The organism is Terasakiella sediminum (genome assembly GCF_033100395.1).
In the GTDB taxonomy this organism is placed as follows: Bacteria; Pseudomonadota; Alphaproteobacteria; order Rhodospirillales; family Terasakiellaceae; genus Terasakiella.
Map to the genome: position 1 here is coordinate 1 of NZ_JAWLVJ010000006.1, position 25376 is coordinate 25376.

27 protein-coding genes and 1 other RNA gene are annotated in these 25376 nt (G+C 50.2%); 21 read left to right on the forward strand and 7 right to left on the reverse strand.

Annotated features, from left to right (window positions below):
* Positions 1-150: 150 nt before the first annotated feature.
* Entirely contained in the window at positions 151-957 is an 807-nt protein-coding gene (locus RYZ26_RS05790; protein WP_317682220.1) for an inositol monophosphatase family protein, read from the reverse strand.
* A gap of 274 nt (positions 958-1231) precedes the next feature.
* Between RYZ26_RS05790 and fabI the strand changes: the two genes are divergently transcribed.
* Positions 1232-2002 carry an enoyl-ACP reductase FabI gene (fabI, locus tag RYZ26_RS05795; RefSeq protein WP_317682221.1) on the forward strand — a complete coding sequence of 257 codons (771 nt, stop codon included), beginning with the start codon at positions 1232-1234 and terminating at the stop codon, positions 2000-2002.
* Positions 2003-2055: 53 nt separating this feature from the next.
* Here the strand turns inward: fabI and RYZ26_RS05800 are convergent, their stop codons facing one another.
* From RYZ26_RS05800 to thiE, 3 genes are all read right to left on the reverse strand, one after another.
* Positions 2056-3129, reverse strand: a complete 1074-nt coding sequence (locus RYZ26_RS05800) for an EAL domain-containing protein (RefSeq protein WP_317682222.1) — start codon at positions 3127-3129, stop codon at positions 2056-2058.
* Positions 3130-3385: 256 nt separating this feature from the next.
* Positions 3386-3955 carry an elongation factor P gene (efp, locus tag RYZ26_RS05805; RefSeq protein ID WP_465245932.1) on the reverse strand — a complete coding sequence of 190 codons (570 nt, stop codon included), beginning with the start codon at positions 3953-3955 and terminating at the stop codon, positions 3386-3388.
* A gap of 81 nt (positions 3956-4036) precedes the next feature.
* Positions 4037-4648, reverse strand: a complete 612-nt coding sequence (gene thiE / locus RYZ26_RS05810; RefSeq protein ID WP_317682223.1) for a thiamine phosphate synthase — start codon at positions 4646-4648, stop codon at positions 4037-4039.
* A gap of 212 nt (positions 4649-4860) precedes the next feature.
* On the opposite strand from thiE, the gene RYZ26_RS05815 reads away from it, so the two are divergent.
* From RYZ26_RS05815 to RYZ26_RS05835, 5 genes are all read left to right on the forward strand, one after another.
* A complete protein-coding gene (locus tag RYZ26_RS05815; RefSeq protein WP_317682224.1) occupies positions 4861-5238 on the forward strand; it encodes a hypothetical protein in 378 nt (125 codons plus the stop codon).
* A complete protein-coding gene (locus RYZ26_RS05820) occupies positions 5238-5624 on the forward strand; it encodes a cell division protein ZapA (protein ID WP_317682225.1) in 387 nt (128 codons plus the stop codon). The genes RYZ26_RS05815 and RYZ26_RS05820 overlap by 1 nt, the downstream gene beginning before the upstream one ends.
* Before the next feature lie 31 nt (positions 5625-5655).
* A non-coding RNA gene (ssrS, locus tag RYZ26_RS05825) (6S RNA) lies at positions 5656-5817 on the forward strand.
* Positions 5818-5843: 26 nt separating this feature from the next.
* Entirely contained in the window at positions 5844-6395 is a 552-nt protein-coding gene (locus tag RYZ26_RS05830) for a 5-formyltetrahydrofolate cyclo-ligase (RefSeq protein ID WP_317682226.1), read from the forward strand.
* A 12-nt stretch (positions 6396-6407) separates the two neighbouring features.
* Positions 6408-7226: a TIGR00282 family metallophosphoesterase gene (locus tag RYZ26_RS05835; RefSeq protein WP_317682227.1), complete on the forward strand. Its 819-nt coding sequence runs from the start codon at positions 6408-6410 to the stop codon at positions 7224-7226.
* On the opposite strand, the gene RYZ26_RS05840 is transcribed toward RYZ26_RS05835, so the two are convergent.
* Both RYZ26_RS05840 and RYZ26_RS05845 read right to left on the reverse strand, forming a co-directional pair.
* Positions 7207-8100: a DMT family transporter gene (locus RYZ26_RS05840; RefSeq protein WP_317682228.1), complete on the reverse strand. Its 894-nt coding sequence runs from the start codon at positions 8098-8100 to the stop codon at positions 7207-7209. The genes RYZ26_RS05835 and RYZ26_RS05840 overlap by 20 nt on opposite strands.
* Positions 8101-8184: 84 nt before the next feature.
* Complete coding sequence (locus RYZ26_RS05845; protein ID WP_317682229.1) at positions 8185-10272, reverse strand: methyl-accepting chemotaxis protein; 2088 nt, start codon at positions 10270-10272, stop codon at positions 8185-8187.
* Between the two features lie 365 nt (positions 10273-10637).
* On the opposite strand from RYZ26_RS05845, the gene RYZ26_RS05850 reads away from it, so the two are divergent.
* From RYZ26_RS05850 to RYZ26_RS05920, 15 genes are all read left to right on the forward strand, one after another.
* Positions 10638-11387, forward strand: a complete 750-nt coding sequence (locus RYZ26_RS05850) for a YebC/PmpR family DNA-binding transcriptional regulator (protein ID WP_317682230.1) — start codon at positions 10638-10640, stop codon at positions 11385-11387.
* Between the two features lie 3 nt (positions 11388-11390).
* Positions 11391-11885: a crossover junction endodeoxyribonuclease RuvC gene (gene ruvC, locus RYZ26_RS05855; RefSeq protein WP_317682231.1), complete on the forward strand. Its 495-nt coding sequence runs from the start codon at positions 11391-11393 to the stop codon at positions 11883-11885.
* Positions 11882-12508 carry a Holliday junction branch migration protein RuvA gene (gene ruvA / locus RYZ26_RS05860; protein ID WP_317682232.1) on the forward strand — a complete coding sequence of 209 codons (627 nt, stop codon included), beginning with the start codon at positions 11882-11884 and terminating at the stop codon, positions 12506-12508. Before ruvC ends, ruvA begins: the two co-directional genes overlap by 4 nt.
* 111 nt (positions 12509-12619) lie before the next feature.
* Positions 12620-13675: a Holliday junction branch migration DNA helicase RuvB gene (ruvB, locus tag RYZ26_RS05865; protein WP_411576851.1), complete on the forward strand. Its 1056-nt coding sequence runs from the start codon at positions 12620-12622 to the stop codon at positions 13673-13675.
* Positions 13668-14108, forward strand: coding sequence for a tol-pal system-associated acyl-CoA thioesterase (ybgC, locus tag RYZ26_RS05870; protein WP_317682234.1), 441 nt, complete (start codon positions 13668-13670; stop codon positions 14106-14108). The genes ruvB and ybgC overlap by 8 nt, the downstream gene beginning before the upstream one ends.
* The gene (tolQ, locus tag RYZ26_RS05875; protein ID WP_317682235.1) at positions 14098-14832 is read left to right on the forward strand and encodes a protein TolQ; all 735 of its coding nucleotides are present in this window, start codon (positions 14098-14100) and stop codon (positions 14830-14832) included. The genes ybgC and tolQ overlap by 11 nt, the downstream gene beginning before the upstream one ends.
* A gap of 71 nt (positions 14833-14903) precedes the next feature.
* On the forward strand, positions 14904-15296 hold the full coding sequence (gene tolR / locus RYZ26_RS05880) for a protein TolR (RefSeq protein ID WP_411576852.1): 393 nt from the start codon (positions 14904-14906) through the stop codon (positions 15294-15296).
* Between the two features lie 6 nt (positions 15297-15302).
* On the forward strand, positions 15303-16193 hold the full coding sequence (locus RYZ26_RS05885) for a hypothetical protein (protein WP_317682237.1): 891 nt from the start codon (positions 15303-15305) through the stop codon (positions 16191-16193).
* 99 nt (positions 16194-16292) lie between these two features.
* Positions 16293-17612, forward strand: coding sequence for a Tol-Pal system beta propeller repeat protein TolB (gene tolB, locus RYZ26_RS05890; protein ID WP_411576853.1), 1320 nt, complete (start codon positions 16293-16295; stop codon positions 17610-17612).
* 118 nt (positions 17613-17730) lie between these two features.
* Positions 17731-18231, forward strand: a complete 501-nt coding sequence (gene pal / locus RYZ26_RS05895; protein ID WP_317682239.1) for a peptidoglycan-associated lipoprotein Pal — start codon at positions 17731-17733, stop codon at positions 18229-18231.
* 129 nt (positions 18232-18360) lie between these two features.
* The gene (gene ybgF, locus RYZ26_RS05900) at positions 18361-19404 is read left to right on the forward strand and encodes a tol-pal system protein YbgF (RefSeq protein ID WP_317682240.1); all 1044 of its coding nucleotides are present in this window, start codon (positions 18361-18363) and stop codon (positions 19402-19404) included.
* Positions 19395-20612 (forward strand): tRNA lysidine(34) synthetase TilS, encoded by a 1218-nt coding sequence (tilS, locus tag RYZ26_RS05905; RefSeq protein WP_317682241.1) that lies wholly within the window; start codon positions 19395-19397, stop codon positions 20610-20612. Before ybgF ends, tilS begins: the two co-directional genes overlap by 10 nt.
* An 80-nt stretch (positions 20613-20692) precedes the next feature.
* On the forward strand, positions 20693-22615 hold the full coding sequence (ftsH, locus tag RYZ26_RS05910) for an ATP-dependent zinc metalloprotease FtsH (protein ID WP_317682242.1): 1923 nt from the start codon (positions 20693-20695) through the stop codon (positions 22613-22615).
* Positions 22616-22687: 72 nt separating this feature from the next.
* On the forward strand, positions 22688-23755 hold the full coding sequence (folP, locus tag RYZ26_RS05915) for a dihydropteroate synthase (RefSeq protein ID WP_317682243.1): 1068 nt from the start codon (positions 22688-22690) through the stop codon (positions 23753-23755).
* A gap of 58 nt (positions 23756-23813) precedes the next feature.
* On the forward strand, positions 23814-24665 hold the full coding sequence (locus RYZ26_RS05920) for an AraC family transcriptional regulator (RefSeq protein ID WP_317682244.1): 852 nt from the start codon (positions 23814-23816) through the stop codon (positions 24663-24665).
* Between the two features lie 32 nt (positions 24666-24697).
* Here RYZ26_RS05920 and RYZ26_RS05925 read toward each other — a convergent pair whose 3' ends face one another.
* A complete protein-coding gene (locus RYZ26_RS05925) occupies positions 24698-25261 on the reverse strand; it encodes an IMPACT family protein (RefSeq protein ID WP_317682245.1) in 564 nt (187 codons plus the stop codon).
* Positions 25262-25376: the final 115 nt, after the last annotated feature.

The following is a 25376-nucleotide window of genomic DNA, read 5'->3' on the forward strand; positions in this document are numbered from 1 at the left end:
ATAATCACGCTGTGTGCGCTTAACCCGCTTGTTTTCTTTGTTTCCCATAATAAGTCTCCAATCTGTCAACTTATTTCAGGACGGGTCAGAACACAAAAAAAGGCCCAAATCATTAAGATCGGGCCTTTTTTCTTGATTTAGCTGCGTTGCTTATCGGTTTTTGCGACGCGCATCGCGGAAAGCTTTTAGCATCAGGCTGTGCTGGAATTCGTTCCCGGCAACGATGTTGCCTGATTTCAGCATATTCTGGCGGGCGTCAAATTCTGAAACATAACCCTTGGCTTCCTTGACCAGAATGATACCGGCTGCAATATCCCATGGGGAAAGATCAGATTCCCAGAAACCGTCATAACGACCAGCCGCCACGAAGGCGAGGTCGAGAGAAGCCGCGCCAAAGCGGCGCACGCCCGAAGAAACTTTCATAATTTCTTCCAGTTCCACGAGGAAACGACCATGGTCGCCACGGCCACGGAAAGGAATACCTGTTGCGTAAATCGCATCTTCCATCGTGCGACGTCCAGCAACGCGCAGGCGGCGACCATTCAGGAACGCGCCATTGCCTTTTTCTGCCCAGAATTTTTCATCTGTGATCGGGTTGTAGATCATGCCTGTGGTGATCTCACCATTTTCTTCCAGGGCAACAGAAATCGCAAAATGCGGGATGCCGTGCAGGAAGTTTGTGGTGCCGTCCAATGGGTCGATGATCCAGCGTTTGGTTTCGTCTTCACCTTTAAGCTCGCCGCCTTCTTCAAGCAAGAAGCCGATTTCAGGGCGTGCCTTGGTTAATTCTTTGATGAGGATTTTTTCTGTACGGGTGTCAGCGGTACTTACGAAGTCGCCCGGCCCTTTCTTTGAAACCTGAAGATTTTCCAATTCGCCAAAATCGCGAAGAAGACCACGTGAGGCAGCTTCAATAGCTTTATCCATCACATTTAGATTGGCAGAGCGAACAGCCATGACATCACCGTATATAAAGTTCAAGGAGCAGAATTCACGCCTCTGTCACTTTATTGCAGAAGCGAAGGCGAGGGTTTAACGTTTTTGGCACAAAGATGCAAGAAGTGATTTGCCTTTAAACTGTAACAACGCATGTGCACGCTGGCTGTGATCGGGACTTCTTTATTTGGTTATAGTAACTTAATGAAAATTTCACATGATTTATTTTGCGCCGCACACAAAACTTGGAGTAGTTTGTCTCCATAAAGTTTTTATGGATAAAAGGCTCTCTGTCATGTTTTCACTTGAAGGAAAAAAAGGTCTCATCATCGGGATCGCAAATGAACATTCTATCGCTTATGGTGCGGCCAAGGCAGTGCGCGCCATGGGGGCGGATGTTGCCATTACATATGTAAATGAAAAGGGGCGTCCCTTTGTGGAGCCCATCGTGGAAAATCTGCACGCCCCCTTGTTCATGCCCTGTGACGTGCGTGAGGAAGGTCAGCTAAAGGCTGTTTTCGAAGAGATCGATGCAAAATGGGGGCGCCTTGATTTCGTTATTCACTCTATTGCCTTTGCACCACGTGAAGACCTGCACGGCCGTGTGGTCGATTCAACGCGCGAAGGGTTTTCGCTTGCGATGGACGTTTCGTGTCATTCCTTCATCCGGATCGCCAAATATGCCGAACCACTGATGGAAAAAGCAGGTAATGGAACCTTGATCACCATCAGCTTCTACGGATCAGAAAAAGTGGTTGAACATTATAACCTGATGGGTCCGGTAAAAGCGGCGTTGGAATCGTCTGCTAAATATCTGGCGGCAGAACTGGGGCCAAAGGGGATCAGTGTCCATAGTGTGTCACCCGGCCCATTGCTGACGCGGGCTGCCAGCGGGATTGATCGTTTTGATGAATTGATGGAAGCCGCCAAGGATAAAGCACCTGAAAAACGCCTGGTAACGATTGATGAAATCGGTGCACTTTGCGGGTTCCTGTGCAGCAATGAAGCACGTTCCATTACCGGGAACACGACTTATATTGATGCGGGTTATCACGTGATGGGTTGAAGCTAAGTAAGGTGAAAGTGGCCTGATACACAAAACTCAATTGGTTTTGCGTGTCAGGCTGTTGCGCGACGATCCAGTATTTCGCGTGGATGCTCTTGCGGTTTTGCAAAGTAAAATCCCTGCATATAGTCAACATCCTGACTAACGAGCCATGCAGCCTCTTCTTTGGTTTCAATGCCTTCTGCGATCACTTCAATGCCAAAATTGTGAGAAAGCTCAACAATCTTGCGCACCAATTCTGATTTGAAACGGTCTTTATGAACATTGCGGATCATTTCCATATCCAGTTTCACATAGTCCGGTTTTAAGGCCCCAAGCATGTTTAATGTGGAATGGCCTGATCCCAAGTCGTCAAGTGCGGCCTTGAAACCATGCGATTGATAAGTTGATAAAATAGATTTCATGTGATCCGGTTCGTCTATACGTTCTGTTTCAACAATTTCAAAGACGATTTGAGACGGATCGATACCGATTTCGCGAATGATTTCGAAAGTTGAACGCAAGCAGTTGTCTGCATCGTAAATTGCTGTTGGGGCGAAATTTACAAAAACCTTGGTACTAACTGCTTTTTCATGGGCGCTACGGATATGTATTTCACGAGCAGCACGATCAAGTTGGAAAATCAGATCAGCTTCCTCTGCAGTTTTAAAGAGTTGACTAGGGGGATTTAAGTTGCCTTCCTGATCGTGCCAACGCAACAAACATTCATGTGCAAAAGGCAGGTTTTGTCTTTGCGCATATACAATAGGCTGAAAGTGAGAGGTCATTCGACGGGTGGCCAGAATATCCAAAAGCCAGCTGGCACTGTAAAGTCCAGCCATTTTCTGGAGATTGGTAACGCAGCTGAAATCTGCAAGGCTAGGCGTTTTTAATCCTTCAAATACCAGGCAGTTCGTGTCGTGTTTTTCGCTTCTGCTTAAGCCCTCATTTAATTTTTTGATCATTGCGGGCATGATCTGACTATCTAGCGAGAAGCTGATGCCGCCGTCGATCACCTGGTAATTGTCCAGATGCCGAACGATGGATTTAATTTTACCTAAGGTGTGACCTAAGGGAGGCCACAAGAAGACACTGAGGAGTCCTTGGCCGAGCGTCGGTAACTGGTCGCATTTTAAACAGCGTGACATCTTGAGCCTCTTTAAAATTTAAAGTAGAGCGAAATTATCTTCTCATTACGTCTGGTTTTGGAGGCTGGATCACCGCAGGCATAAAAAAGACTGAAAAAACGCCTGATGACGATTGATGAAAATGGCGCACTTTGCAGGTTACCACGTGATGGGTTAACCCTGTTCCCCGGCGAAGGCCGGGACACGGGAACAAAACAAAAAAAGGGCCGCCCTTCATAAAGGCGGCCCTTTGGTATTCTATCTATGAAGATAGCGCTTAGTCTTTGGCGCGTTCTACATAGGTGCCTTCCATTGTGTTGACAACAACACGTGTGCCTGCTTCGATGTGCGGGGGTACGAGGATTTTCACGCCGTTGTCCAGAACAGCAGGCTTGTAAGAAGAAGACTGTGTCTGGCCTTTGACAACCGCATCGGCTTCTGTGATTTCAAACGTCATTTTTTCTGGCAGGGTGATGCCCAGAACTTCGCCTTCGTAAGTTTCGATGGTCACTGTGATGCCATCAACCAGGTAAGGTGCCTGTTCTTCCAGCAGCAGGGAGCGGTTGGCTTCGATTTGCTCGTATGTTTCCTGATCCATGAATGTCAGCAACTCGCCGTCACCGTACAGGAACTGATATTCTTTTTGTTCCAGTGTTACGCGCTCAACAGTTTCAGAAGCACGGAAACGTTCGTTCAGTTTTGTACCAACGCGGATGTCTTTCAGTTCCACTTGCGCAAAGGCGCCACCTTTACCAGGTTTAACTGCTTGAATTTTAACTGCACGCCACAGTGCATTTTTGTGGTTGATCACATTACCGGGGCGAATTTCGTTACCGTTGATTTTCATAATCTCATCTTCCTGAAATCAAATATCTGAATTTGGCGCGCAACCTAACAGGAAGTTCGCTTTTTTGCAATTACGCTTTTTTCAAAGGCTGTTGAACAGTTTGACCGCGTTTTCCGGACCATCGGCGTGATCCCAAACGCCACCACTTACTGCGAGAAAATCAGCCCCTGCTTCCACAAGCGGGGCAGCGTTTTCTGCAGTAATCCCGCCGATAGCAACGCACGGGACTTCAAACATGGTTGACCACCATTCCAGAATCCAGGGCTCTGCCTTTGATTTGGCTTCTTTGGTCTGGGTGGGATAGAAAGCCCCAAAGGCGACGTAATCTGCCCCTTGTTCGCCCGCAATCATCGCCAGATGTTTTGAATCGTGGCAGGTGACCCCGACAATGGCGTCCTTGCCCATGATTTCGCGTGCTTTTTTATACGGGGTATCTTCCTGACCCACATGCACGCCGTCACAACCAAATTCTTTTGCGATATCCGGGCGGTCGTTTAGCACAAAGGCAATGTCGCGGTCCTGCACGATGGGGCGAAGGGTTTCGCATGCCTGTTTGATTACATCATCATTGACGTCTTTCAGGCGCAGCTGCACGCAGGAAACCTCGCCCGCATCCAGTGTGGCGGCCAGTATCTCACTGAAAGTGGGCAGATCAATTTTGGGTGGCGTGATCAGATAAAGTTCAGCAGGCACGTGGTAATCCTTTAAAAGACGAAAATGGTGAGGGATTTCATATCATGGGTTTGAAGGGGGACCTATTAAAAAACCGATTAACGGGTCTTTTATGATTTTGTTGAGCCTTCGCCCTTGCCCTGATGCTGTTTTTTTGTCATTACCTAAAGGGCAGGGGCTGTTTGATGAACAGCGTCTGATCTTGGTTTTCTAGCATTAAAGGGCGATCGAACGTGTCCTCGTTGGGTTCTGCGCAACTATCACCACGGATTTTGTCGGCATATGAACGGCTTGAAGCTGCAGTTGAGCGGCTGCAATCGGCGTGCGAGTCGCAATCTGATAAGGTGGATGCTTCGGAAGTTGAAACCCTTCAGGCCCAAATTGATGGTTTGAAGCAGGATAATCTTGCTCTTTCAGAAGCGTTATCGGCCCATAGTGAAGCGGATTACGACACGCAGCTTGATCATTTAAGCGATAAAATCGATGTCCTGCAGACAGAGAATGAAACGCTGAAGAACAAGAACGATAGCCTGAAAACCATGAATAGCGATTTTTCCGCCCGTCTGGAAAAGCTGATCGGCAACGTCCAGCAAGTATTGGAGGAAGACTGATGGCTTCTGTATCCGTAACCATTAATGGACGTCGCTATGAAATCGCCTGCGATGAAGGTCAGGAAGCCCAGCTCTCGCGCCTTGGTCGGTACGTTGATGACCGGGTTCGTCAACTGGCTGCCGCTGTTGGACAGTTGGGTGATGCCCGTTTGATGGTGATGACCAGTCTTTTGCTGGCAGATGAGCTTAGCGAAAAAAATGATGAGCTGGAAAATTACAAGGTCGAACATAATGCTGCCCTTCGCGATCGCAAGGACGAACTGCTGGCAGAGAAACTGGATCGTCTGGCCCAACGCATTACATTGATTGCAGAAAATCTGGATGACAGCCAAGCGGGTGATCAGGCAGATCAGCCAGAAGAAGATTCTATGCAAGAAGATACGTGACTTTTGATCCCGGCTTGATTATATAGCCGTTGTGAGGCTGCGAAGTTCAGTAGGCGTTCATGAGTCCCCGGGGCCATAATTGATACCATAGGGAGCTGTCCCTGTTTGCCTCCTGGGGTAATTACACGGCGCCCACCTGTTAAGGCAGGCCTATGGTGGACCTAGTAAACGTCACGGCTGTTGCGGCTTCACTCTTCTTTCTTTTGTTATGAGGCATGTGTGTCAGATATTTCGTCACAAAAAGCAAACTTGCGACGCGACATGCTGGCCTTGCGCAAAATACTTTCAACCCCATCGCTGGATACGGACCTAATCTTGGCAAAGGGGGATTTGTCATCGGTTGTCTGCGTGGCCGGATATTGGCCTATGGCGGGGGAACTGGATATCCGCCCATTGTTTGCTGCCCTGGATGAAAAGGGTGTAGCCTGTGCCTTGCCCGTTGTGGTTAAAAAAGCATCGCCGTTGATTTTCAGACAATGGAAAGAGGGGGATGAACTGGAAGATGGCCCCCATCGCACGCTTCATCCCGCCCATGGCGCAGAAATCACACCGGATGCGGTGCTGGTGCCCTTGTTAGCCTTTGATGAAACGGGCGGGCGGCTTGGATTTGGCGGGGGCTATTATGACCGCACGCTGGCAGGTCTGAAAGCCCGGCGGATCGGGATTGCTTATGATGAACAGCAGGTCGAAAGCGTGCCGATGGATACATTTGATCAGAAAATGGACTGGATTGTCACCCCGACACGGGTTATCCAATGTAAGAACAAATAAAAAGGATCAGATATGCGTTTTCTATATTGCGGTGATGTGATGGGCAAAAGTGGTCGTGCGGCCATTTTGGAAAATATCCCCAAACTGCGTGAACGCCTGAACCTGGATTTTGTGATTGTAAACGGGGAAAATGCGGCCCATGGCTTTGGCATTACCCAGAAAATCTGCAACAGCTTTTATGACCATGGCGTGGATGTAATCACCCTTGGCAACCATTCCTGGGATCAGCGCGAGGTCATGAACTTCATCGATGACGAACCCCGCCTGCTGCGCCCGATCAATTACCCCGAAGGTACACCGGGCAAGGGCCTGAATATTTATGATTTGCCTGACGGGCGCAAGTTTTTGGTCGGACAAGTGATGGGCAGCCTGTTTATGCCACCACTGGAAGATGGCTTTAAAGGCATTCGTGAAGCATTGGAAAATCTGCAGATGGGCAAAGACTTTCATGCAGGTCTGGTTGATATCCATGCCGAAGCCACCAGTGAAAAAATGGCGTTGGGACATTTTCTGGATGGGCAGGTTTCTTTGGTGGCAGGGACGCATTCCCATGTGCCCACTGCCGATGCGCAGATTTTGCCAAATGGCACAGCCTATCAGACTGATCTGGGTATGTGCGGCGATTATAACAGTGTCATCGGCATGGAAAAAGAAGTGCCTATAGATCGTTTCGCCAATCCGGGTAAAAAAGGTCGGCTGGAACCTGCAAAAGGTGAAGCAACGCTTTGCGGGGCTTATGTGGAAACCGATGATGCAACCGGCCTTGCGACATTCATCTGCCCGGTGCGTATCGGCGGACGTTTGATTTCGATTATGCCTGAGGTCGGTTGACCAGATAAATCCCGGCTGCGACCAGACACATGGCGATTATCAGGGATACGGTGAGCGGTTCATCCAGAAGAATAATCCCTGCAAAGACGCCAAACAAAGGTGTTAAGAAACTGAAAGATGACAGCTTCGGTGCCGGATAGTGTTTAATCAGCCAGAACCAGAAAGTATAGGTCATGGCTGCAACCCACACGGTTTGATAAATCATGCTGTAGATAGCAGCTTCGCTTAAGCGGATAATACCCGGTTCACCCAAAAGATATGTGCCGATAAACAACATTACGGCAGAAACACATAGCTGATAAAACAAAGTCTTGCTGGGTGGCGTTTTTGCCAAGGGTCCCGCCTTGATCAACAGGGTGGTTGCACCCCACAGAACAGCGGCCACAATCAGCATCATATCACCGATCAGCATGGTCTCATCCGGCAGGCTTAAAGATTCTCCAAAGGCGACGATCAGCCCCAGGAAAGAACAGGCAAGCCCTGCAAACTGCAGGCGGTTCAGCTTTTCACTGGGGAACAGGATTTGCGATCCAATAGCGACCACAAAAGGTGCGATATATAAAAACACGACAGCACGTGATGCGTTGGTGAATTCCAGCCCCCAATAGATCAGCATGAATTCCCCGCCAAACAAAAGACCAGCACCGATGCCCCACCACAGGGTTCCGTCCTTTTCAAAAATCTTTTTGCCGCGCACTTTGATCAAGGAAGCGATCAACACGCTGGCGATGGTTGAGCGCAAGGCGGCCTGCATCACCGGTGAAATATCAGCAATGATCCATTTAACGGCGATTTGCTGCAGGCCCCAGCTGATACAGCAGACAAGCAGGATTCCCATGGCAATCGCATCGAGATGTGTTTTAGACTGTTCCATGGGGGCTATTTAGGTTCAAATGAAACAAAAAGAAAGGGCCGACTTTGCGAAGTTGACCCTTTTTTTTGATTTGCCCGTAAAAGCTTAGCCGTTACGTACCTGTTTGAGGAATTGGGAAACCACATCTTTCAAGGCGCTTGCCTGTGTCCCCAGATCATCCGAAGCGGACAGCACCATGTTTGACGCATTACCGGTCTCAGCAGCAGCAATACTTACGCTTTCAATGGTGTTGGTCACTTCCAGCGTGCCGTTGGCTGCTTCCTGTACGTTTTTGGAAATTTCAGTTGTGGCGGCCCCCTGTTCTTCAACAGCGATGGAGATACTGGAAGAAATATCGTTCATGCTGTCGATGGTATGGGTGATGCCCTGAATGGCCTGAACCGCATTGCCTGTGGCGGATTGCATGGCTTCGATCTGTTCAGCGATTTCTGCTGTGGCACGCGATGTCTGGTCAGCCAGGTTTTTAACTTCACTGGCCACAACCGCAAAGCCTTTACCGGCTTCACCCGCACGGGACGCTTCAATCGTTGCGTTTAGGGCAAGTAAGTTGGTCTGTTCGGCAATGGATGTAATCAGCTGAACGACTTCGCCCACTTTATCTGCGGCAGATGACAGACCCTGAACGGTTTCACTCGCCTGACTTGCTTCCTGCACGGCGTTTTGTGCGATGGCCGTAGATGTTTCCACCTGGCGGGAAATTTCACCAATAGAGGCAGAAAGTTCTTCAGAAGCAGAAGCTACGGTCTGAACGTTGTTGGTTGCCTGTTCGGCAGCAGAAGCCACAACGCTGGACTGATCAGATGTGGCGGATGCCGTTGCCGACATACCTTGTGCGGTGGTCTGCATGTTTTGGGCTGCGTTATCAACGGCTTCAACAACGCCACTGACATTTGCTTCGAAATCATCGGCCATTTTATGAAGAACGGCACGTTGTTTTTCTTCTGCGTGACGTTGGGCGGCTTCTTGTTCTTCGCGAAGGGTTTCAACCTCTTCGGCATTTTTGCGGAAGATCCGCAAGGCATCAGCCATCTCGCCAATTTCGTCGTTGCGTTCACCTTCCAGGATTTTGACCTTCAGGTTCCCCGTTGCCAGTTCATGCATGTTTTCGGTCATCTTAGTGATCGGATTGGTCAGGGTGAAACGGAAGGTAACCGTCATGATGCCGGAAAGGATGACGAAGAATGCGATACTGGCAACGATAAAGCTTGTGCTTGCAGAATCCTGCGTTTCGGCCAATTCGTCCTGCGCACCATGAAGTTTTGCTTCAATCTCTTTGGACGTTTTGACTTTGTCGTTCCGGGCCTGTTGAGCGAGGACGAGCAGTTCAGCAACTTGTTTTTTCTGTTCTTCGGCAAGTTTTTTCTGGGTTTCTGCGACTTTCTTTTCCTGTTTGATCAGCTTTTCGCGCGAAACAGCAATTTCCAGGACACCGCGGGGTTCGCCAGTTGCTTCATGACAGCCCTGACAGTCTTCTGCATTTTCCAGGACGAAATAGGAATAAACAACAGGCAGTGGCTTGTCTTCATCCCCTTCGATTTCACTGTTCAGCGTGATGTCGTGGGTGGGCTGGCCGTCTTTATGTTTGGTGACGATATCTTTCAGGGTGGCAGCACGTTCTTCGGCGATCATTTCGACTTCTTCGTTGTCGCGACGCGCAAAAGCTTCCGGGTCATCCATAAAAGTGTTGATTTGATCAATGGTCGCGTTGTCTCTGAATGCGCGCTGACCGTTCGTGCGCCACAGATTGACGGCTGCGATTTCATCATTTTCCAGCACGGTTTCGATCATGGTGTCGGCTTGTTCTGCCTCCCCGCCCATCATCGCAGAATTAATCAGTGTCAGAATGACTTCGGACATGCCGTCACGAACCCCGGACAGGTGGGATTTTTCGATGGAGAAGTCACGTTGTGCGATCAGGTTTTCTTTATCCTGTTCTGCACTCAGGCGGCTTTCCCCGTCGTTGAGGGATTTATCCAGAAGCGTATCAATCAGCTTGTCTTTGTCAGCGATGATTTCTTCAATCTGAATGACCATCTGGTCGGTTTCTTTTTTCACTTCCGAGGCTGAATATTTGCTTACGGCGTATTCAGCAAGGAAGCCAGCCGCAACAAGACAGAGCACGAGTGCCTGAATTTTCGTGCTGATTGAGAATTTGACTTTCGACAGAGACATATATCTTTTTCCGATCTATTGGTAGCTCCCCCCCCTGTTTACCTTCTTTTTTGCATTTCCGCTATTGTGCAAATGGGTATCGGGAAGTTAGATTTATGCTTAAATTCTTACACCACTGGTCACGTTTCGGGTAGTTAAAAATGTCCGTTTTGTGACAGAATAGTACAAAAAGTACGACGAAATTGTTTTAATTATTCTAAAGTTCAACCGAAGAATGACCTGTCATTAAGTTTCATCAGTCTAAGGAAAAATGACGTTTGTTACAAGCTGTGCGTTGTTTGTTGTAGGGAACATGTGCTAAGACAGGAAACAGAGAATTAATCTCATCATTTTCCAAAGAAGAATTAAGGATTAGATGTAGGATCATGGCAGGCCATTCCAAGTTTAAAAACATTATGCACCGCAAAGGCGCGCAAGATAAAAAGCGTGCCAAACAATTTGCCAAACTTTCCAAAGAGATCATGGTTGCTGCCGGGATGGGCACGCCTGATCCGGATATGAACCCACGTCTTCGTACCGCGATTGCTGCCGCCAAAGGCGCATCCATGCCGAAAGACAATATCGAACGGGCGATCAAAAAAGGTTCTGGTGATACAGACGGTGCCAACTTCACTGAAATGCGTTACGAAGGCTATGGCCCTGGTGGCGTCGCAGTGATTGTTGAATGTCTGACGGACAACAAAAACCGTACAGCTTCTGATGTGCGTTCCACGTTCACAAAACGTGGCGGTAACCTGGGTGAGACAGGTTCTGTTGCCTTTTCATTTGAACGTCGCGGTCTGATCACATACGGGCTGGATGCCGCAGATGCAGATACGATGTTTGAAGCGGCCCTTGAAGCCGGTGCAAGTGACGTTGAAACAACAGATGATGCGCATGAAATTTCATGTGAGCCGGACGAGCTGCACGCGGTTCTGGATCAACTGGTAAAACAGTTTGGGGATTCTACAGGCGCTTCGCTTGATTGGAAAGCGACCAACACAACTGAAGTTGACAAAGACAAAGCAGAAAGCCTGATGGGTCTGGTGGAAGCACTGGAAGACCTGGATGACGTTCAGGACGTCTTTACCAATATGGATGCGTCTGACGAAATCATGGCAGAACTGGCAGGCTAATCTATGCGGCTCATGGGGTTGGACCCGGGATTACGGATCACCGGATGGGGGATTATCGATATCGATGGCAACCGTATGACCCACGTGGCCGACGGCGCGGTGAAAACCGATGCCAAACTGTCATTGGCAGAAAGATTGAACCAGCTTTATGAAGGGGTCGAAATGGTGATTAAACGTTTCGGCCCTATCGAAGCAGCTGTAGAAGAAACTTTTGTCAACAAAAACCCCAATTCAACCCTGAAACTTGGCCAAGCCCGTGGTGTCATTATGCTGACGCCGGCGCGAGCTGGTCTACCTGTGTTTGAATATACACCCAATCAGGTCAAAAAGACTGTGGTGGGTACCGGGCATGCGGCCAAGGAACAGGTCCAGATGATGATCAAGACGCTTTTACCCACAGCGAAGATTGAAATTGCCGATGCGGCTGATGCTTTGGCTGTTGCTATCTGCCATGCCCAGCATCGCAACACACCGGATAAATGGGGGACATTCTCATGATTGCCAAACTTAAAGGGCTGGTGGACAGCGTTGGCGAAGACTGGGTCGTCATTGATGTAAACGGTGTCGGCTATCTGGTATTCTGTTCCGGCAAGACGCTTGCGAAACTGCCAAAAGCGGGTGAAGCGACATCATTGCTGATCGAAACCCATGTGCGTGAGGATCATATTCACCTTTATGGATTTGCCGATGCGGGCGAACGTGACTGGTTCAAGCTTCTGACGACGGTGCAGGGCGTTGGGGCCAAGGTTGGTCTGGCGATTTTATCTGCTTTGTCTGCAGAAGATATCGTTCATGCGATCGCGGCACAGGATAAAAAAGCCCTGACCCGTGCCAATGGGGTCGGGCCGAAGGTTGCAACCCGTATTCTGACGGAACTGAAAGACAAGGCAGGCGGGATGGTTCTGTCCTCTGCGGGTGAAGGCGAAAGTGGTTCAGCGCCTGCATCTGGTGGTGGATCATTTGGGGGTGCCCCTGCCGAAGCTGCTTCTGCGCTTGTTAACCTGGGGTATGGCCGAAGCGATGCTTTGGCCGCTGTTTCCAAAGCCAATAAATCGTTGGGTGGTAATGGCAGCCTGGATGATCTGATCCGTGAAGCGTTGAAGGAATTGTCGATATTGTGATGGATAGCTCTGTTGTCACCCCCACGAAAGCGGGGACCCAGAACAACGATAAACTAGGTTCCCGTTTACCTGGCGGTGGCCTTCGGCTCGCGGGAATGGCGAGGTTTGACTATGTACGAAGATGAAGAACGCATGGTCTCGGCTGAACGTAACCCTGAAGACAGCCCGGAAAATTCGATCCGCCCTCTCGCGCTGGAAGAATTTATCGGTCAGAAGCAAGTGCGTGAAAATCTGCGCATCTTTGTGGAAGCGGCCAAGGCCCGTGGCGATGCCATGGATCATGTGTTGTTTTATGGACCGCCCGGTCTTGGTAAAACCACATTGGCGCAGATCGTTGCGCGTGAACTCGGCGTTGGTTTTCGTGCGACCTCCGGTCCTGTGATCGCCAAGGCAGGGGATTTGGCTGCGCTTTTGACGAACCTTCAGCCCCATGACGTTCTGTTTATCGACGAAATTCACCGTCTGAACCCGGCGATTGAAGAAGTACTCTATCCGGCGATGGAAGATTTTCAGCTGGATTTGATCATTGGCGAAGGCCCGGCGGCGCGTTCTGTGCGTATTGACTTGCCACCATTCACCTTGGTTGGGGCAACGACCCGATCAGGTCTGATCACCACACCACTGCGCGATCGTTTTGGTATTCCATTGCGCATGAATTTCTATGAAGTGGATGAACTGGAAGAAATCGTGACGCGTGCGGCTTCAATTATGAATATGAGCATGACACCCGATGGCGCGAATGAAGTGGCCAAACGTGCGCGTGGAACGCCGCGTGTGGCAGGGCGTTTGTTGCGCCGGGTGCGTGACTTTGCGCTGGTGGCAGGTGTTGATCCGGTGGATGCGGCTTGTGCCGATGGGGCGTTGAACCGTCTGGAAGTGGATCATCGTGGACTGGATGAAATGGATCGCCGTTATCTTAAATGTATCTGCGAAAACTATGGTGGTGGCCCGGTCGGGGTTGAAACCATGGCCGCCGCCCTCTCAGAGCAGCGCGATACCATTGAAGAAGTAATCGAACCTTATCTGATCCAGCAGGGTTTGCTGATGCGCACACCGCGTGGACGGATGCTGTCTGAAAGCGCGTACCGTCATTTGGGGCTGGATGCCCCAAAGGGACGCGAAGCTGCGCAGATGGATTTGTTAAAGAAAGTGGATACTAATGACTGAAGGCCGCATGGACGGGGAAACGTTCATCTTTCCCATCCGCATTTATTATGAAGATACTGATTCAGGTGAGATCGTATATTACGCCAATTATCTGAAATTTGCAGAACGTGCACGCACGGAATTCTTACGTCATTTCAATATTAAACAGTCAGAGTTGCTGGAAAATGATCGCATTGCCTTTGCAGTGCGCCGCGCCGAAGCCGATTATCGCAAACCTGCCAAGCTGGATGATCTGTTGCATGTCCATACGCGCCTGTCCAAGCTGGGCGGCGCGTCCCTTGAAATGGAACAAGTCATCAAACGCGATGAAGAGACTTTAGTTTCTGTAAAAGTTAAGGTAGCTTGTATTCACCTAGAAGGCCGTCCCGTGCCCATTCCGACAGCCGTTCGGAATGTTTTCAATGATATGTTAGGGAAAAAAGATGGAAAATAACGCGGTTGATGTCGCTTTACAGGCAGGCTCGCTCACAGGTCCTGATTTGTCAATGTTGGGTCTGTTTTTGCGCGCTGACATTATTGTACAGTCGGTGATGGTGGGGCTGTTGCTGGCTTCTATCTGGTGTTGGGCAATTATTCTGGATAAATATTTCCGCCTGCGCAAACTGAACAAGCTGGCTGACAAGTTCGAGGATAAATTCTGGTCTGGTCAATCTCTGGATCAGCTTTATGACGCACAAGGCAACAACCCTGAAGACCCGATGTCTGCCGTGTTTGTGACTGCCATGCGCGAATGGCGCAGATCACAGGCAAAATCACGCGATGCCAGCAGTGATTCATTGCGCACCCGTCTGCAGGAACGCATCGACCGGGTGATGCAGATCACGGTGGTTCGTGAAATGGACCGCATTGAAAAGAGCATGACGTTTTTAGCGTCCACCGGTTCAACCGCACCCTTCATTGGCCTGTTCGGGACCGTCTGGGGGATCATGAATGCCTTTACCGCAATTGCCAGTTCCAAAAACACAAGCCTGGCCGTTGTGGCTCCCGGTATTGCTGAAGCCCTGTTTGCGACAGCCCTTGGTCTGGTCGCGGCCATTCCGGCTGTTGTGGCTTATAACAAATTGTCACGTGATCTGGATCGTTATGCCGGGCGCCTGGACAGTTTTTCCGGTGAATTTGGCGCCATCCTGTCGCGTCAGCTGGATGAGAAGAAGTAAGTGCAATGGGGGCTTCTTTAAACAATAAACGAAATAAGGGCCATTACGGTCGGCGTCGCAGCACATCCCAGATGTCAGAGATTAACGTCACGCCAATGGTTGATGTGATGCTGGTGCTGCTGGTGATCTTTATGGTGACCGCGCCCTTGCTGACGGTCGGTGTGGAAGTTGATCTCCCCAAGACAAAAGCAGGTGAAATTCGCGGCGATGATGAACCGTTGGCGGTTTCAATTGATAAAGAAGGTAAACTGTTTGTTCAGGAACAGGAAGTGGACCTGGACGGTCTTGCCCCGCTGTTAAGGGAAATCAGCAAGAACAATCTGGATCTGCGCATCTTTGTGCGCGGGGATGAAAATATCGACTATGGCACCGTGATGGCCACCATGGGCGCGTTGAACCAGGCAGGCTTTACCAAGGTTGCCCTGATCACTCGCAACCCCGGCCAGTCGGCGAAGAAAAAATAATACCTGATGCAGCGTAGTGTCCTCATATCTCTCTTTCTTCATGTCGCCATTATTCTGGTGGCCTATTTCGGTGTGCCGTTGCTGCCGGAAAAAGAACTGATTGTTGACGCCCCCATTGTGGTGGAAATCATCAATATTGATGAGATTTCCAATGTTCCTGCGCCAAAGCCAGAGGCCAAAAAGCCGGAACCACCCAAGGAAAAGCCAAAGCCGCCACCACCTGCGCCGAAGAAGCCAACCCCGCCGCCACCCACACCCGAGCCGGAACCAGAACCGGAGCCAGAAGCCGAAGTGGTGCCTGAAGAAAAGCCTGAGCCCAAGCCGAAACCAAAACCGAAGCCTGAGCCAAAGCCGGAAGTGAAAAAGCCACAGCCGCGTGTGAAGCAGGTTGCCCTTTCCAAAAAGCCGAAACCGCCGAAGAAAGAGCCGGATTTTGAAAGTTTGATGAAGGACCTTGCGCCAACGCTTGAAAAAACGGCCGATGTGGAACCGAAAAAAGAAGATACGCCTGACCTGGACGATATTGCCAAGGAAATTCAAGCCGCGATTAAAAAGCCGAGCCCGAATGCGGATGCGTCACGCCCAATGACCATCACAGAGATTGATGCCCTTCGTCAGCATTTGAAGAAATGCTGGAACGTGCCTATCGGGGCAAAAGGGGCGGACAACCTGGTGTCGCAAATCAAAGTTGTGATGAATCCAAATGGGACGCCGCGTTCTGCCTCAATTCAAAGTACGTCAAGGCTGTCTGAACCACATTTTCGCGCTGCTGCGGAAAGTGCGCAACGTGCTGTGATGAATCCCAAATGTTGGCCTTATCCTCTGAATCCTGCAAATTATGACCAGTGGCAAACGATGACGCTTTCTTTTAATCCGGCGGATATGGCGGGTTTTTAGAACGACACGCTCTCAATAATATATTTCACGCAGGAATAATCTTGGGGGTTGGCATATTTCCTATTCCTGCGTACATTCACTTCCATCTGTTAAATAGGGATGAATGTAATGAAATTCGCTGTTCGTTTGCTGGCTTTTGCCGTCTTGTTATTTTCAAATCAGGCAATGGCCGAACTGCGCGTGGATATCACGCAAGGTGTTGTCGAACCAATGCCACTGGCTGTGGTGGAATTTACCGGAGACAACGAACAGGCTGCCCTGATTGGTAAGCAGATTGCACAAGTAGTGACGGCTGATCTGGAACGTTCCGGTCTGTTTCGTCCCATTGATCCTAAGGCTTTCATTCAGAAAGAACTGACCATGTCAACGGTCCCGCGCTTTGGTGACTGGCGGATTTTGAATGCACAGGCGCTTGTTCAGGGGCATGCCGTTCCAAAGGGCAATGGAGAACTGGCTATTCAGTTCCGCCTGTGGGATGTGTCGGCTGAAACGCAGATGGTCGGTCTTGCCTATAACACGGTTGCAGATAACTGGCGTCGTGTGGCCCATATTATTGCAGATACCATTTATCAGCGGATCACGGGCGAAAGCGGCTATTTCGACACCCGTGTGGTCTATGTGGCAGAAAATGGTCCGGCCAATAACAGAAAGAAACGTCTTGCGATCATGGATCAGGATGGCGCAAACCATCGCTTTCTGACTGAAGGGGATGATCTGGTGCTGACACCGCGTTTTTCCCCGACTTTGCAAGAAATCACATATTTGTCATATTACAACAATACGCCGCGCGTATACCTGTTCAATATCGATTCAGGACGTCAGTCGATCCTGGGTGATTTCCCGGGCATGACCTTTGCACCGCGTTTTTCTTTTGATGGCTCCAAGGTTGTCATGTCCATGGCACGCGATGGTAATTCTGATATCTATACGATGGATATTGCTTCTCGTCAGACCCGCCGTCTGACCAGGCATTCTTCCATTGATACCTCACCGACTTATTCGCCGGATGGAAAGTCCATTGCCTTTAACTCGGATCGTGGTGGCTCTCAGCAGCTCTATGTCATGGATTCGAATGGAAAAAATGTTCGTCGCATCAGTTTTGGCAAGGGACGCTATGCCACACCGGTCTGGTCACCACGCGGAGATTTGATCGCCTTTACCAAAATGACAGGCGGCAAGTTTTATATCGGTGTGATGCGCACAGACGGGTCAGGTGAACGCCTTCTGGCCAATGGCTATCTGGTGGAAAGCCCTACCTGGGCACCGAATGGACGTGTTCTGATGTTCTTTCGCGAGACCATCCGCGGGGAGAAAAAAACGACAAAATTATATAGTGTTGATTTGACCGGATACAACGAAAGAGAGATGATCACGCCGCTTGAAGCATCAGATCCTGCGTGGTCCCCCTTGATTCCTTAGAATTAAGGACATATAGTCTTTTCCAAGACTTAAGTGACGTATTTCGAATTCGGGGGGCGTCGATGTGGTCTGTGCGATTTAACAGTTTTAAAATAATAGTCCTATAAGGGGATTGCTCATGCGTAAGTTTCTCGGTCTAGTTGGTGCAGTTGCGTTGCTCGCTGCATGTTCGACCGCTCAAACAGATGGTTCCAATGCAAATGCATCTGGCGACTCTTCTGCTACCGCTTCAAAATTAGGTCCTGCAGCTGGTACAGCTCAAGACTTCGTTGTTAACGTTGGTGACCGTGTATTCTTCGGTTACGACCAGTACAACATCAGCGCAGATGCGCGTTCCACACTGGAAAAACAAGCTGCTTGGCTGAAGAAATTCCCTAAAGGCACTGTTGCTCTGGAAGGCCACGCGGATGAGCGCGGCACACGTGAATACAACCTGGCACTGGCTGAGCGTCGCGCAAATGCGGCTAAAGAATATCTGGTAAGCCTGGGTGTTGATGCCATGCGCATCAAAGTCATCTCTTATGGTAAAGAGCGTCCGGTTGCACTGGGCCACAACGAAGCAGCATGGGCACAAAACCGTCGCGCTGTGACAGTTGTTTCCATGGGTGCTGGCTCCTAATTTCTAAAATTAGGCCATAAAGACCTTTCTAATAAGGCGTTTGCTGCATATCTTGTGGCAAACGCCTTGTTTTTTTATGGGATTCGAGGCACAAATACCACCGAACGCAATCTCTGGCAGGCCCGAACCATGAAAATGACTTTGAAGAAACTGATCGCAACCACTTTTATCGTTGGCATGACTGCCCTGCCTGTACAGGCTCAGGACGAAGACATGCAGAATATTGTGGACCGTCTGGAACGGATGGACCGTGATATCAAGGCGCTAAACTTGAAAGTCTATCGCGGGACAGAGACAACAGCTTCAACAGTGGCAACGGGCGGGGAAGATGTTTCCGGTCCCCTTGGTGCACGTTTGAGTGTGCGGATTAATGAACTGGAAAGCCAGTTGCGTAATATGACAGGCCAGATTGAAGAAACGGCTTACCGTATTTCACAGTTAAATACCCGTTTGGATAAACTGGTGGCGGATGTTGATTATCGCCTGACTGCCCTGGAAGGCGGCACACCTGCGGGATTGCCAAACACCAATACTGTTTCACAACTGCCGACAGAGACGAATACGCCGTCTGGCATAACAGGTCAGCAATTGACCCCACCACCGGGGGGGCAGGTGGCTCAACAGCCCGTTGCCACAGGTACACCACCGGGTACATTGGGGACATTGACGCAGAAAGACCTGGATAATGCCAAGGTTGGTGCGCCTGCAACACCTTCACCAACTGCGATTGCTGCCCCGACAAACACAACATCAACGGCTGCTGCACCTGCTGTGGAAACGGCATCTCTGACACCTGAAGCCCTTTATCAGCAAGCCCACAAGATGTTGGCACGCGGCGATTACGCCAATGCAGAAACCAGCTTTAATGCTTTCCTTGAAAATCACAAGGACCACAAACTGGCAGGTAACGTGCGTCACTGGATCGGGGAGTTGCATTACGCGCAAGGCAATTACCCACAAGCGGCCAATACGTTCCTGAAAAGTTATCAGAAATCTCCACGCGGTGCCAAAGCACCTGATTCTTTGTTGAAGCTTGGGATGTCTCTGAAACGGATGGATAAAATCAAGGAAGCCTGTGCGACTTATGGCAAGCTGCGTGCGGACTTCCCAAAACTGCCGGCGCATCTGTCCAAGACGCTGGAACGTGAACGCACGAAAGCGCAATGCAAATAAACCTGGATGACATCGCAGACCTTGGAATAAAGGTCTGCGTTGCTGTATCCGGCGGGGCGGATAGTCTTGCCTTGTGTTTACTGGCGAAAGATTGGGCTGATTCCCAAAATCGTCAAATCATTGCTGTAAGCGTTGATCATGGGCTGCGCACAGAGTCTGCAGATGAATGTGCCTGGGTTGCTGAAATCCTTAAAAATCGTGGTATTGAGCATCATACCCTGAACTGGCAGGGCGAAAAGCCGATAACAGGCATTCAGGCAGCTGCCAGAAAGGCACGCTATGATCTGATGGCTGGCTGGTGTGCGGATCATGGGGTTAAGGACTTGCTGGTTGCCCATCATCTGGATGATCAGGCCGAAACATTCCTGATGCGTCTGGCACGAGGCAGTGGTGTGGATGGGCTGTCGGCCATGAAATCTGAAACTACATGGGGGGCTGTTCGCATTTTACGCCCCCTTTTGAACGTTCCCAAGTCTGATCTTGAAGCTTACCTGCGTGATCAAAACCAAAGCTGGCTTGAAGATCCGTCTAATCAGAATGAAGACTTCGATCGGGTGAAGGTCCGCCAGGCTATGTCCATGCTGTCAGATATCGGTTTGACCCCAAAGCGCCTGTCCCAGACCGCCAGCCAGATGCAGCGGGTCAGAAAGACACTGGATCAGTTGACAAATACCTGGCTGAGCAATCACGCTCGCCTTTTTGAGGAAGGCTATGTCCTGTTGAATCGCAAGGGGCTGTTGCAGGACGAAGATGAAATTCTTTTGCGTGGATTATCCCGAATCGGGCAGGTGGTCAGCGGTGAATCCTATCCACCCCGCCTTGAAAGGCTGGAACGGGTCTTGAAAAAATTGCAATCCGGTGAACCTGCAACATTGATGGGATGTCGCTGGTTGATTGCGAAAGAGGACATTCTGATCTGTCGTGAAATTCGCAATGCCGAAATCCCTGAAAAGCTCTATCGCCTTGATGAAGAAGAATCTTTGGCTCAGGTAGATTTGCGGATTTTGGGGGAGAAAGGCTGGACTCAGGTGGTTAAAGATAGGCCTGTCCTGAAAGAAAGCACCTTGCCGAAACCTGTGATTCTGGCCCTGCCAGCACTTTGGGATGAACAGGGTGTTTCAGCGGTGCCGCATTTGGACTATAAGCGAGAAGATGTCACATATCAGGTCGAATTGACATTTATTCCCGAAATTCGCGGGAATTCATGAGTTTTGGCTTGCGCCAGACTTAAAATGGCTTATCTCTAAATCTAACGAGATACAAGTAATACGAAGGAAGGAATCCTAACGTGAATTTTAGCAGGAACCTAGCGCTGTGGGTGATTATCGCCTTGTTGATCTTTGCGCTGTTCAATCTGTTCCAAAGCTCTAACCCGCAGATGGACCAGTCAACTGTGCCGTTCTCCGACTTTATCGAAGCTGTTGAGAGCGGAAATGTGCAGGATGTGGTTATTCAGGACAACACCGTAACAGGCACATATCGCGATGGACGTAAATTCCATTCCTACACACCGAATGATCCAGACCTGATCGCCACATTGCGCGACAAGGACGTGAAAATTACCGCTGTTCCCAAAGATGACAGCGTGTCTCTTTTCTCCATTCTGATCTCCTGGTTCCCGATGCTTCTGTTGATCGGTGTATGGATTTTCTTCATGCGCCAGATGCAGGGCGGTGGCGGCAAGGCCATGGGCTTTGGTAAATCCAAGGCACGCCAACTGACGGAAAAGCAGGGCCGCGTGACCTTTGAAGACGTTGCCGGGATCGAAGAAGCCAAGCAGGAACTGGAAGAAGTTGTTGAATTCCTGAAAGACCCTTCGAAATTCCAACGCCTCGGCGGTAAAATCCCGAAAGGTTGTCTGTTGGTGGGCCCTCCAGGTACCGGTAAAACGCTGCTGGCCCGTGCTGTTGCCGGTGAAGCAAACGTTCCGTTCTTCACCATTTCCGGTTCTGACTTTGTGGAAATGTTTGTCGGTGTGGGTGCATCCCGTGTTCGTGACATGTTTGAACAGGGTAAGAAAAACGCACCCTGTATCATCTTCATCGACGAGATTGACGCTGTTGGTCGCCACCGTGGTGCTGGCCTTGGCGGCGGCAACGATGAACGTGAACAAACGCTCAACCAGTTGCTGGTTGAAATGGACGGCTTTAGCGACAACGAAGGTGTGATCCTGGTTGCTGCAACCAACCGTCCGGACGTTCTTGATCCCGCATTGCTGCGTCCCGGCCGATTTGACCGTCAGGTTGTTGTGCCAAACCCGGACATCAACGGTCGTGAAATGATCCTTGAAGTTCACATGAAAAAAGTACCACTGGGCCCGGATGTTGATGCGCATACAATCGCGCGTGGTACGCCTGGTTTCTCTGGTGCGGACCTTGCCAACCTTGTTAACGAAGCAGCCCTTCTGGCGGCACGTCGTAACAAGCGTCTGGTCACCATGTCTGAATTTGAAGACGCCAAAGACAAAGTGATGATGGGTTCTGAACGTAAATCCATGGTCATGTCGGAAGATGAGAAAAAGCTCACTGCCTTCCACGAAGCTGGTCACGCTTTATGTGCCCTGCATATGGAAGCCTCTGATCCGATCCATAAGGCAACCATCATTCCACGTGGTCGTGCACTTGGTATGGTGATGCGCTTGCCAGAAGCAGACCGTGTTTCCTTGTCAGTTGAAAAACTGCGTGCTGATCTGGTTGTTGCTTTTGGTGGCCGTGTGGCGGAAGAACTGTGCTTTGGTGCAGATAAAGTCACAACGGGTGCATCGAACGATATCAAGCAAGCCACCAACATGGCCAAGCACATGGTGATGGAATGGGGCATGTCTGAAAAGCTCGGGCCCATTGCTTACAGCGAGAATGAACAAGAAGTCTTCCTTGGGCATTCTGTGACGCAAACGCAGAATAATTCAGAAGAAACTGCCAAGGTGATTGATTCTGAAGTGCGTGACATCATTGATGTGGCTTACAAGAAGGCGGAAGAAATTCTCACTAAATATCGTGATCAGCTGGATATCATCGGGAACGGGTTGATTGAATATGAAACCCTGACAGGTGATGAGATTAAAGACCTTCTGGATGGCAACCCACCAAAGCGTGGCGGCACATCTGGTCCAAGCGAAGGCGGTCGTCGTAGCACGATCCCAACTGCGGGTCACAAGAAGGATACGTCTGGTGACAATGGCGCTGAGCCAGAGCCACAGCCGGGCGAATAAAAAACTAACTTTCGCATCACCCCGCACTTGTTGCGGGGTGTTGTGATTCTGGGGGATGTTATGGTGCATGATATGAATGAATTTGGATCTGCTTTACCACGTGGCTTTTGCACGTCAGACACTGACTTGTCTCAAACGCTCTATGTCCGCCCGCTTGCCCCTTTTGTGGATGGCGGGTTTGATTTCCCGGTCTATGAAGTTGCTGTTCGCATGGACGGCAATGTTGGACGATTTACAGCCACACATGAAGGTCTGATGGCCTGGGCAGACGTTGAAGGCGAAGATGTGGTTGCCCATATCGGCAAACTGCTGGAACATATTGAAAGCCCGGTTCGGAGCTTTTCTGGCCTTACAGTGTCAAATCGGCCCCTCATCATGGGCATTGTCAATGTTACACCAGATAGTTTCTCGGACGGCGGGGATAACTATGATGTCAGTAACGCCATTGCCCATGGTAAGGAAATGCTGGCAAATGGGGCTGATATTCTGGATATCGGTGGGGAATCCACCCGTCCCGGTGCAGCCCCTGTAAAGCAGGAAGAAGAACTGCGCCGCGTCATTCCGGTGATTGAGGGATTGAAGCACACTGGCGCTAAAATCTCCATCGATACCCGCCATGCTGCTGTCATGAAAGCAGCTGTCGAAGCAGGCGCGGATATCATTAATGATGTCACAGCGCTTGAGGGAGAAGGGGCGTTAGAGGTCGCTGCCGACCTGAAGGTTCCGGTCATGCTGATGCATATGCAGGGTGAGCCGCAAACCATGCAGACAAACCCGACCTACGAAGATTGCACGCTGGATATCTATGATTATCTGCATGAACGCGTGCGTGCCTGTGAAGCCGCCGGGATCAAACGATCTGATATCTGTGTCGATCCCGGGATCGGTTTTGGCAAGACGCTGGATCATAATATGTCGATCCTCAATCAACTGGGCCTCTATCATGGGCTTGGTAGCGCTGTTCTGTTGGGCGCGTCCCGTAAAAGCTTCATCGCGAAAATCTGCGGGGATGTGCCCGCCAAAGACCGCGTGCCAGGATCATTGAGTGCAGCCATCAAGGGCGCAAATGCAGGCGTTCAGATCGTGCGGGTGCATGATGTGGTTGAGACAAAGCAGGCTCTGGACGTCTGGGTTGCGTAACTTAGCAAGATTTATCAAACGGGTTTGAATTAGCTTATCTGTGAAAGGAGTTTCAGCCATGAACCTGAAAACACAAGAAAGCTATCTCGAACGTATCGAACGGGTGTTGGGGTATATCAACGAACATCTGGATGATGACCTGAATATGGATGAACTGGCCGATGTAGCCTGTTTTTCCGCTTATCACTTCCACCGTGTCTATCGCGGCCTGGTGGGGGAAACGGTGACCCAGACCGTTCGACGCCTTCGTCTGCATCGTGCGGCTGGTGACCTTATCCGGTCTAGCACCGATATTGAAGCCATCGCCAAACGCGCAGGCTATAGCAGCGTTGAGGCATTTTCGCGGGCCTTTAAATCGGCCTATAAAAAAGCCCCGGCAAATTATCGTGATCATGTGCGTGAAACTCCTGTAACCCTCCTCCATACAGAAAGGAATACAGGTATGTTTACTGTAGAAATCAAAGAAATCCCGGCACGCAAACTGGCAGCCATTGCCCATAAAGGTGATTATATGGAAATCGGCAAAACGTTTGATAAAGCCTTTATGTGGGGCATGAAAAACAACATGTTGAGTGCCACTACCGCAGGCCTTGGTCTTTATTATGATGACCCATCAGACATCCCCGCAGATGAACTGCGTTCCGAAGCCGGATTTGTGGTGGATACGGATTGTCAGGACGACGAAGTGGGCTTGCGCACACTGGACATCAAAGGCGGTCGTTACGCGGTCCTGCGCCACAAGGGCCCCTATGCGGAACTTGAAAAAGCTTACGACCATCTGTTCGGTGCTTGGCTCAACGAAAGCGGCGAAACACCCGCCAGTGAGCCAGTCGTGGAATGTTATCTGAACGACCCCAAGACCACGGACCCCAGCGAACTGCTGACCGACATCTGCGTGGCCTTGCAGTAGTTATCAGGATCAAAGGAGGCGCCCCTTTGGTCCTAATAATTAATCCGTTCCCACTGTTCTTCCAGACCTTCCACAATCTCTTCATCATCAGAGATATCAATCTCGATTCCGCTTTCTGTATAGCGGCGATCGGTGATATTTGTGGCCTGCAGCAAACGTTCTAGATCGCTGGTGCGATCAAAGTTGGCGGTAAAGGTCGCTGTGGCCTGATGGTTGAAGGTCTGTAAGTCAGCCACATCAATCACCGCCTTGGCCGCCCCGCCATAAGCGCGTGCCATGCCGCCTGTCCCCAGTTTTATCCCGCCGAAATAGCGAACGATAATGACGGCGACATTGACCAGGTCTTCGCCTTGCAGGAACTTCAAGGCGGGCATGCCTGCAGACCCTGAGGGTTCGCCATCATCCTTGGCTCCTTCATGGAGGCGTTTGTCGGCATCGAAATATCGAAAAGCACTGACATGATGGTTGGCTTTGGGGTGCTCGGTGCGCAAACGTGCCAGTTCGCCCTCATATTCCGGATAGGGCATCAGAAAAGCCAGAAAGCGGGAGCGTTTCTCTTCAGTTTCGCAGAAAAAAGGGGAGTTAATGGTTTTCATAAGAGGTCCTATAACATTTGCGCTGTCTTTGCCCAAGTGCTAAAAACGGAAGGAGAACGTCATTCCGGCGCAGGCCGGAATCTGTTCATGGATTAATGAGATCCCGGCCTGCGCC

What these genes read in the sequence shown, in the direction of transcription:
- RYZ26_RS05790 (WP_317682220.1), bottom strand. Translation starts at nt 957, where the DNA reads ATGGCTGTTCGCTCTGCCAATCTAAATGTGATGGATAAAGCTATTGAA.
- fabI (WP_317682221.1), top strand. Translation starts at nt 1,232, where the DNA reads ATGTTTTCACTTGAAGGAAAAAAAGGTCTCATCATCGGGATCGCAAAT.
- RYZ26_RS05800 (WP_317682222.1), bottom strand. Translation starts at nt 3,129, where the DNA reads ATGTCACGCTGTTTAAAATGCGACCAGTTACCGACGCTCGGCCAAGGA.
- efp (WP_465245932.1), bottom strand. Translation starts at nt 3,955, where the DNA reads ATGAAAATCAACGGTAACGAAATTCGCCCCGGTAATGTGATCAACCAC.
- RYZ26_RS05820 (WP_317682225.1), top strand. Translation starts at nt 5,238, where the DNA reads ATGGCTTCTGTATCCGTAACCATTAATGGACGTCGCTATGAAATCGCC.
- RYZ26_RS05835 (WP_317682227.1), top strand. Translation starts at nt 6,408, where the DNA reads ATGCGTTTTCTATATTGCGGTGATGTGATGGGCAAAAGTGGTCGTGCG.
- RYZ26_RS05840 (WP_317682228.1), bottom strand. Translation starts at nt 8,100, where the DNA reads ATGGAACAGTCTAAAACACATCTCGATGCGATTGCCATGGGAATCCTG.
- RYZ26_RS05845 (WP_317682229.1), bottom strand. Translation starts at nt 10,272, where the DNA reads ATGTCTCTGTCGAAAGTCAAATTCTCAATCAGCACGAAAATTCAGGCA.
- RYZ26_RS05850 (WP_317682230.1), top strand. Translation starts at nt 10,638, where the DNA reads ATGGCAGGCCATTCCAAGTTTAAAAACATTATGCACCGCAAAGGCGCG.
- ruvC (WP_317682231.1), top strand. Translation starts at nt 11,391, where the DNA reads ATGCGGCTCATGGGGTTGGACCCGGGATTACGGATCACCGGATGGGGG.
- ruvA (WP_317682232.1), top strand. Translation starts at nt 11,882, where the DNA reads ATGATTGCCAAACTTAAAGGGCTGGTGGACAGCGTTGGCGAAGACTGG.
- ruvB (WP_411576851.1), top strand. Translation starts at nt 12,620, where the DNA reads ATGTACGAAGATGAAGAACGCATGGTCTCGGCTGAACGTAACCCTGAA.
- ybgC (WP_317682234.1), top strand. Translation starts at nt 13,668, where the DNA reads ATGACTGAAGGCCGCATGGACGGGGAAACGTTCATCTTTCCCATCCGC.
- tolQ (WP_317682235.1), top strand. Translation starts at nt 14,098, where the DNA reads ATGGAAAATAACGCGGTTGATGTCGCTTTACAGGCAGGCTCGCTCACA.
- tolR (WP_411576852.1), top strand. Translation starts at nt 14,904, where the DNA reads ATGTCAGAGATTAACGTCACGCCAATGGTTGATGTGATGCTGGTGCTG.
- RYZ26_RS05885 (WP_317682237.1), top strand. Translation starts at nt 15,303, where the DNA reads ATGCAGCGTAGTGTCCTCATATCTCTCTTTCTTCATGTCGCCATTATT.
- tolB (WP_411576853.1), top strand. Translation starts at nt 16,293, where the DNA reads ATGAATGTAATGAAATTCGCTGTTCGTTTGCTGGCTTTTGCCGTCTTG.
- pal (WP_317682239.1), top strand. Translation starts at nt 17,731, where the DNA reads ATGCGTAAGTTTCTCGGTCTAGTTGGTGCAGTTGCGTTGCTCGCTGCA.
- ybgF (WP_317682240.1), top strand. Translation starts at nt 18,361, where the DNA reads ATGAAAATGACTTTGAAGAAACTGATCGCAACCACTTTTATCGTTGGC.
- tilS (WP_317682241.1), top strand. Translation starts at nt 19,395, where the DNA reads ATGCAAATAAACCTGGATGACATCGCAGACCTTGGAATAAAGGTCTGC.
- folP (WP_317682243.1), top strand. Translation starts at nt 22,688, where the DNA reads ATGAATGAATTTGGATCTGCTTTACCACGTGGCTTTTGCACGTCAGAC.
- RYZ26_RS05920 (WP_317682244.1), top strand. Translation starts at nt 23,814, where the DNA reads ATGAACCTGAAAACACAAGAAAGCTATCTCGAACGTATCGAACGGGTG.
- RYZ26_RS05925 (WP_317682245.1), bottom strand. Translation starts at nt 25,261, where the DNA reads ATGAAAACCATTAACTCCCCTTTTTTCTGCGAAACTGAAGAGAAACGC.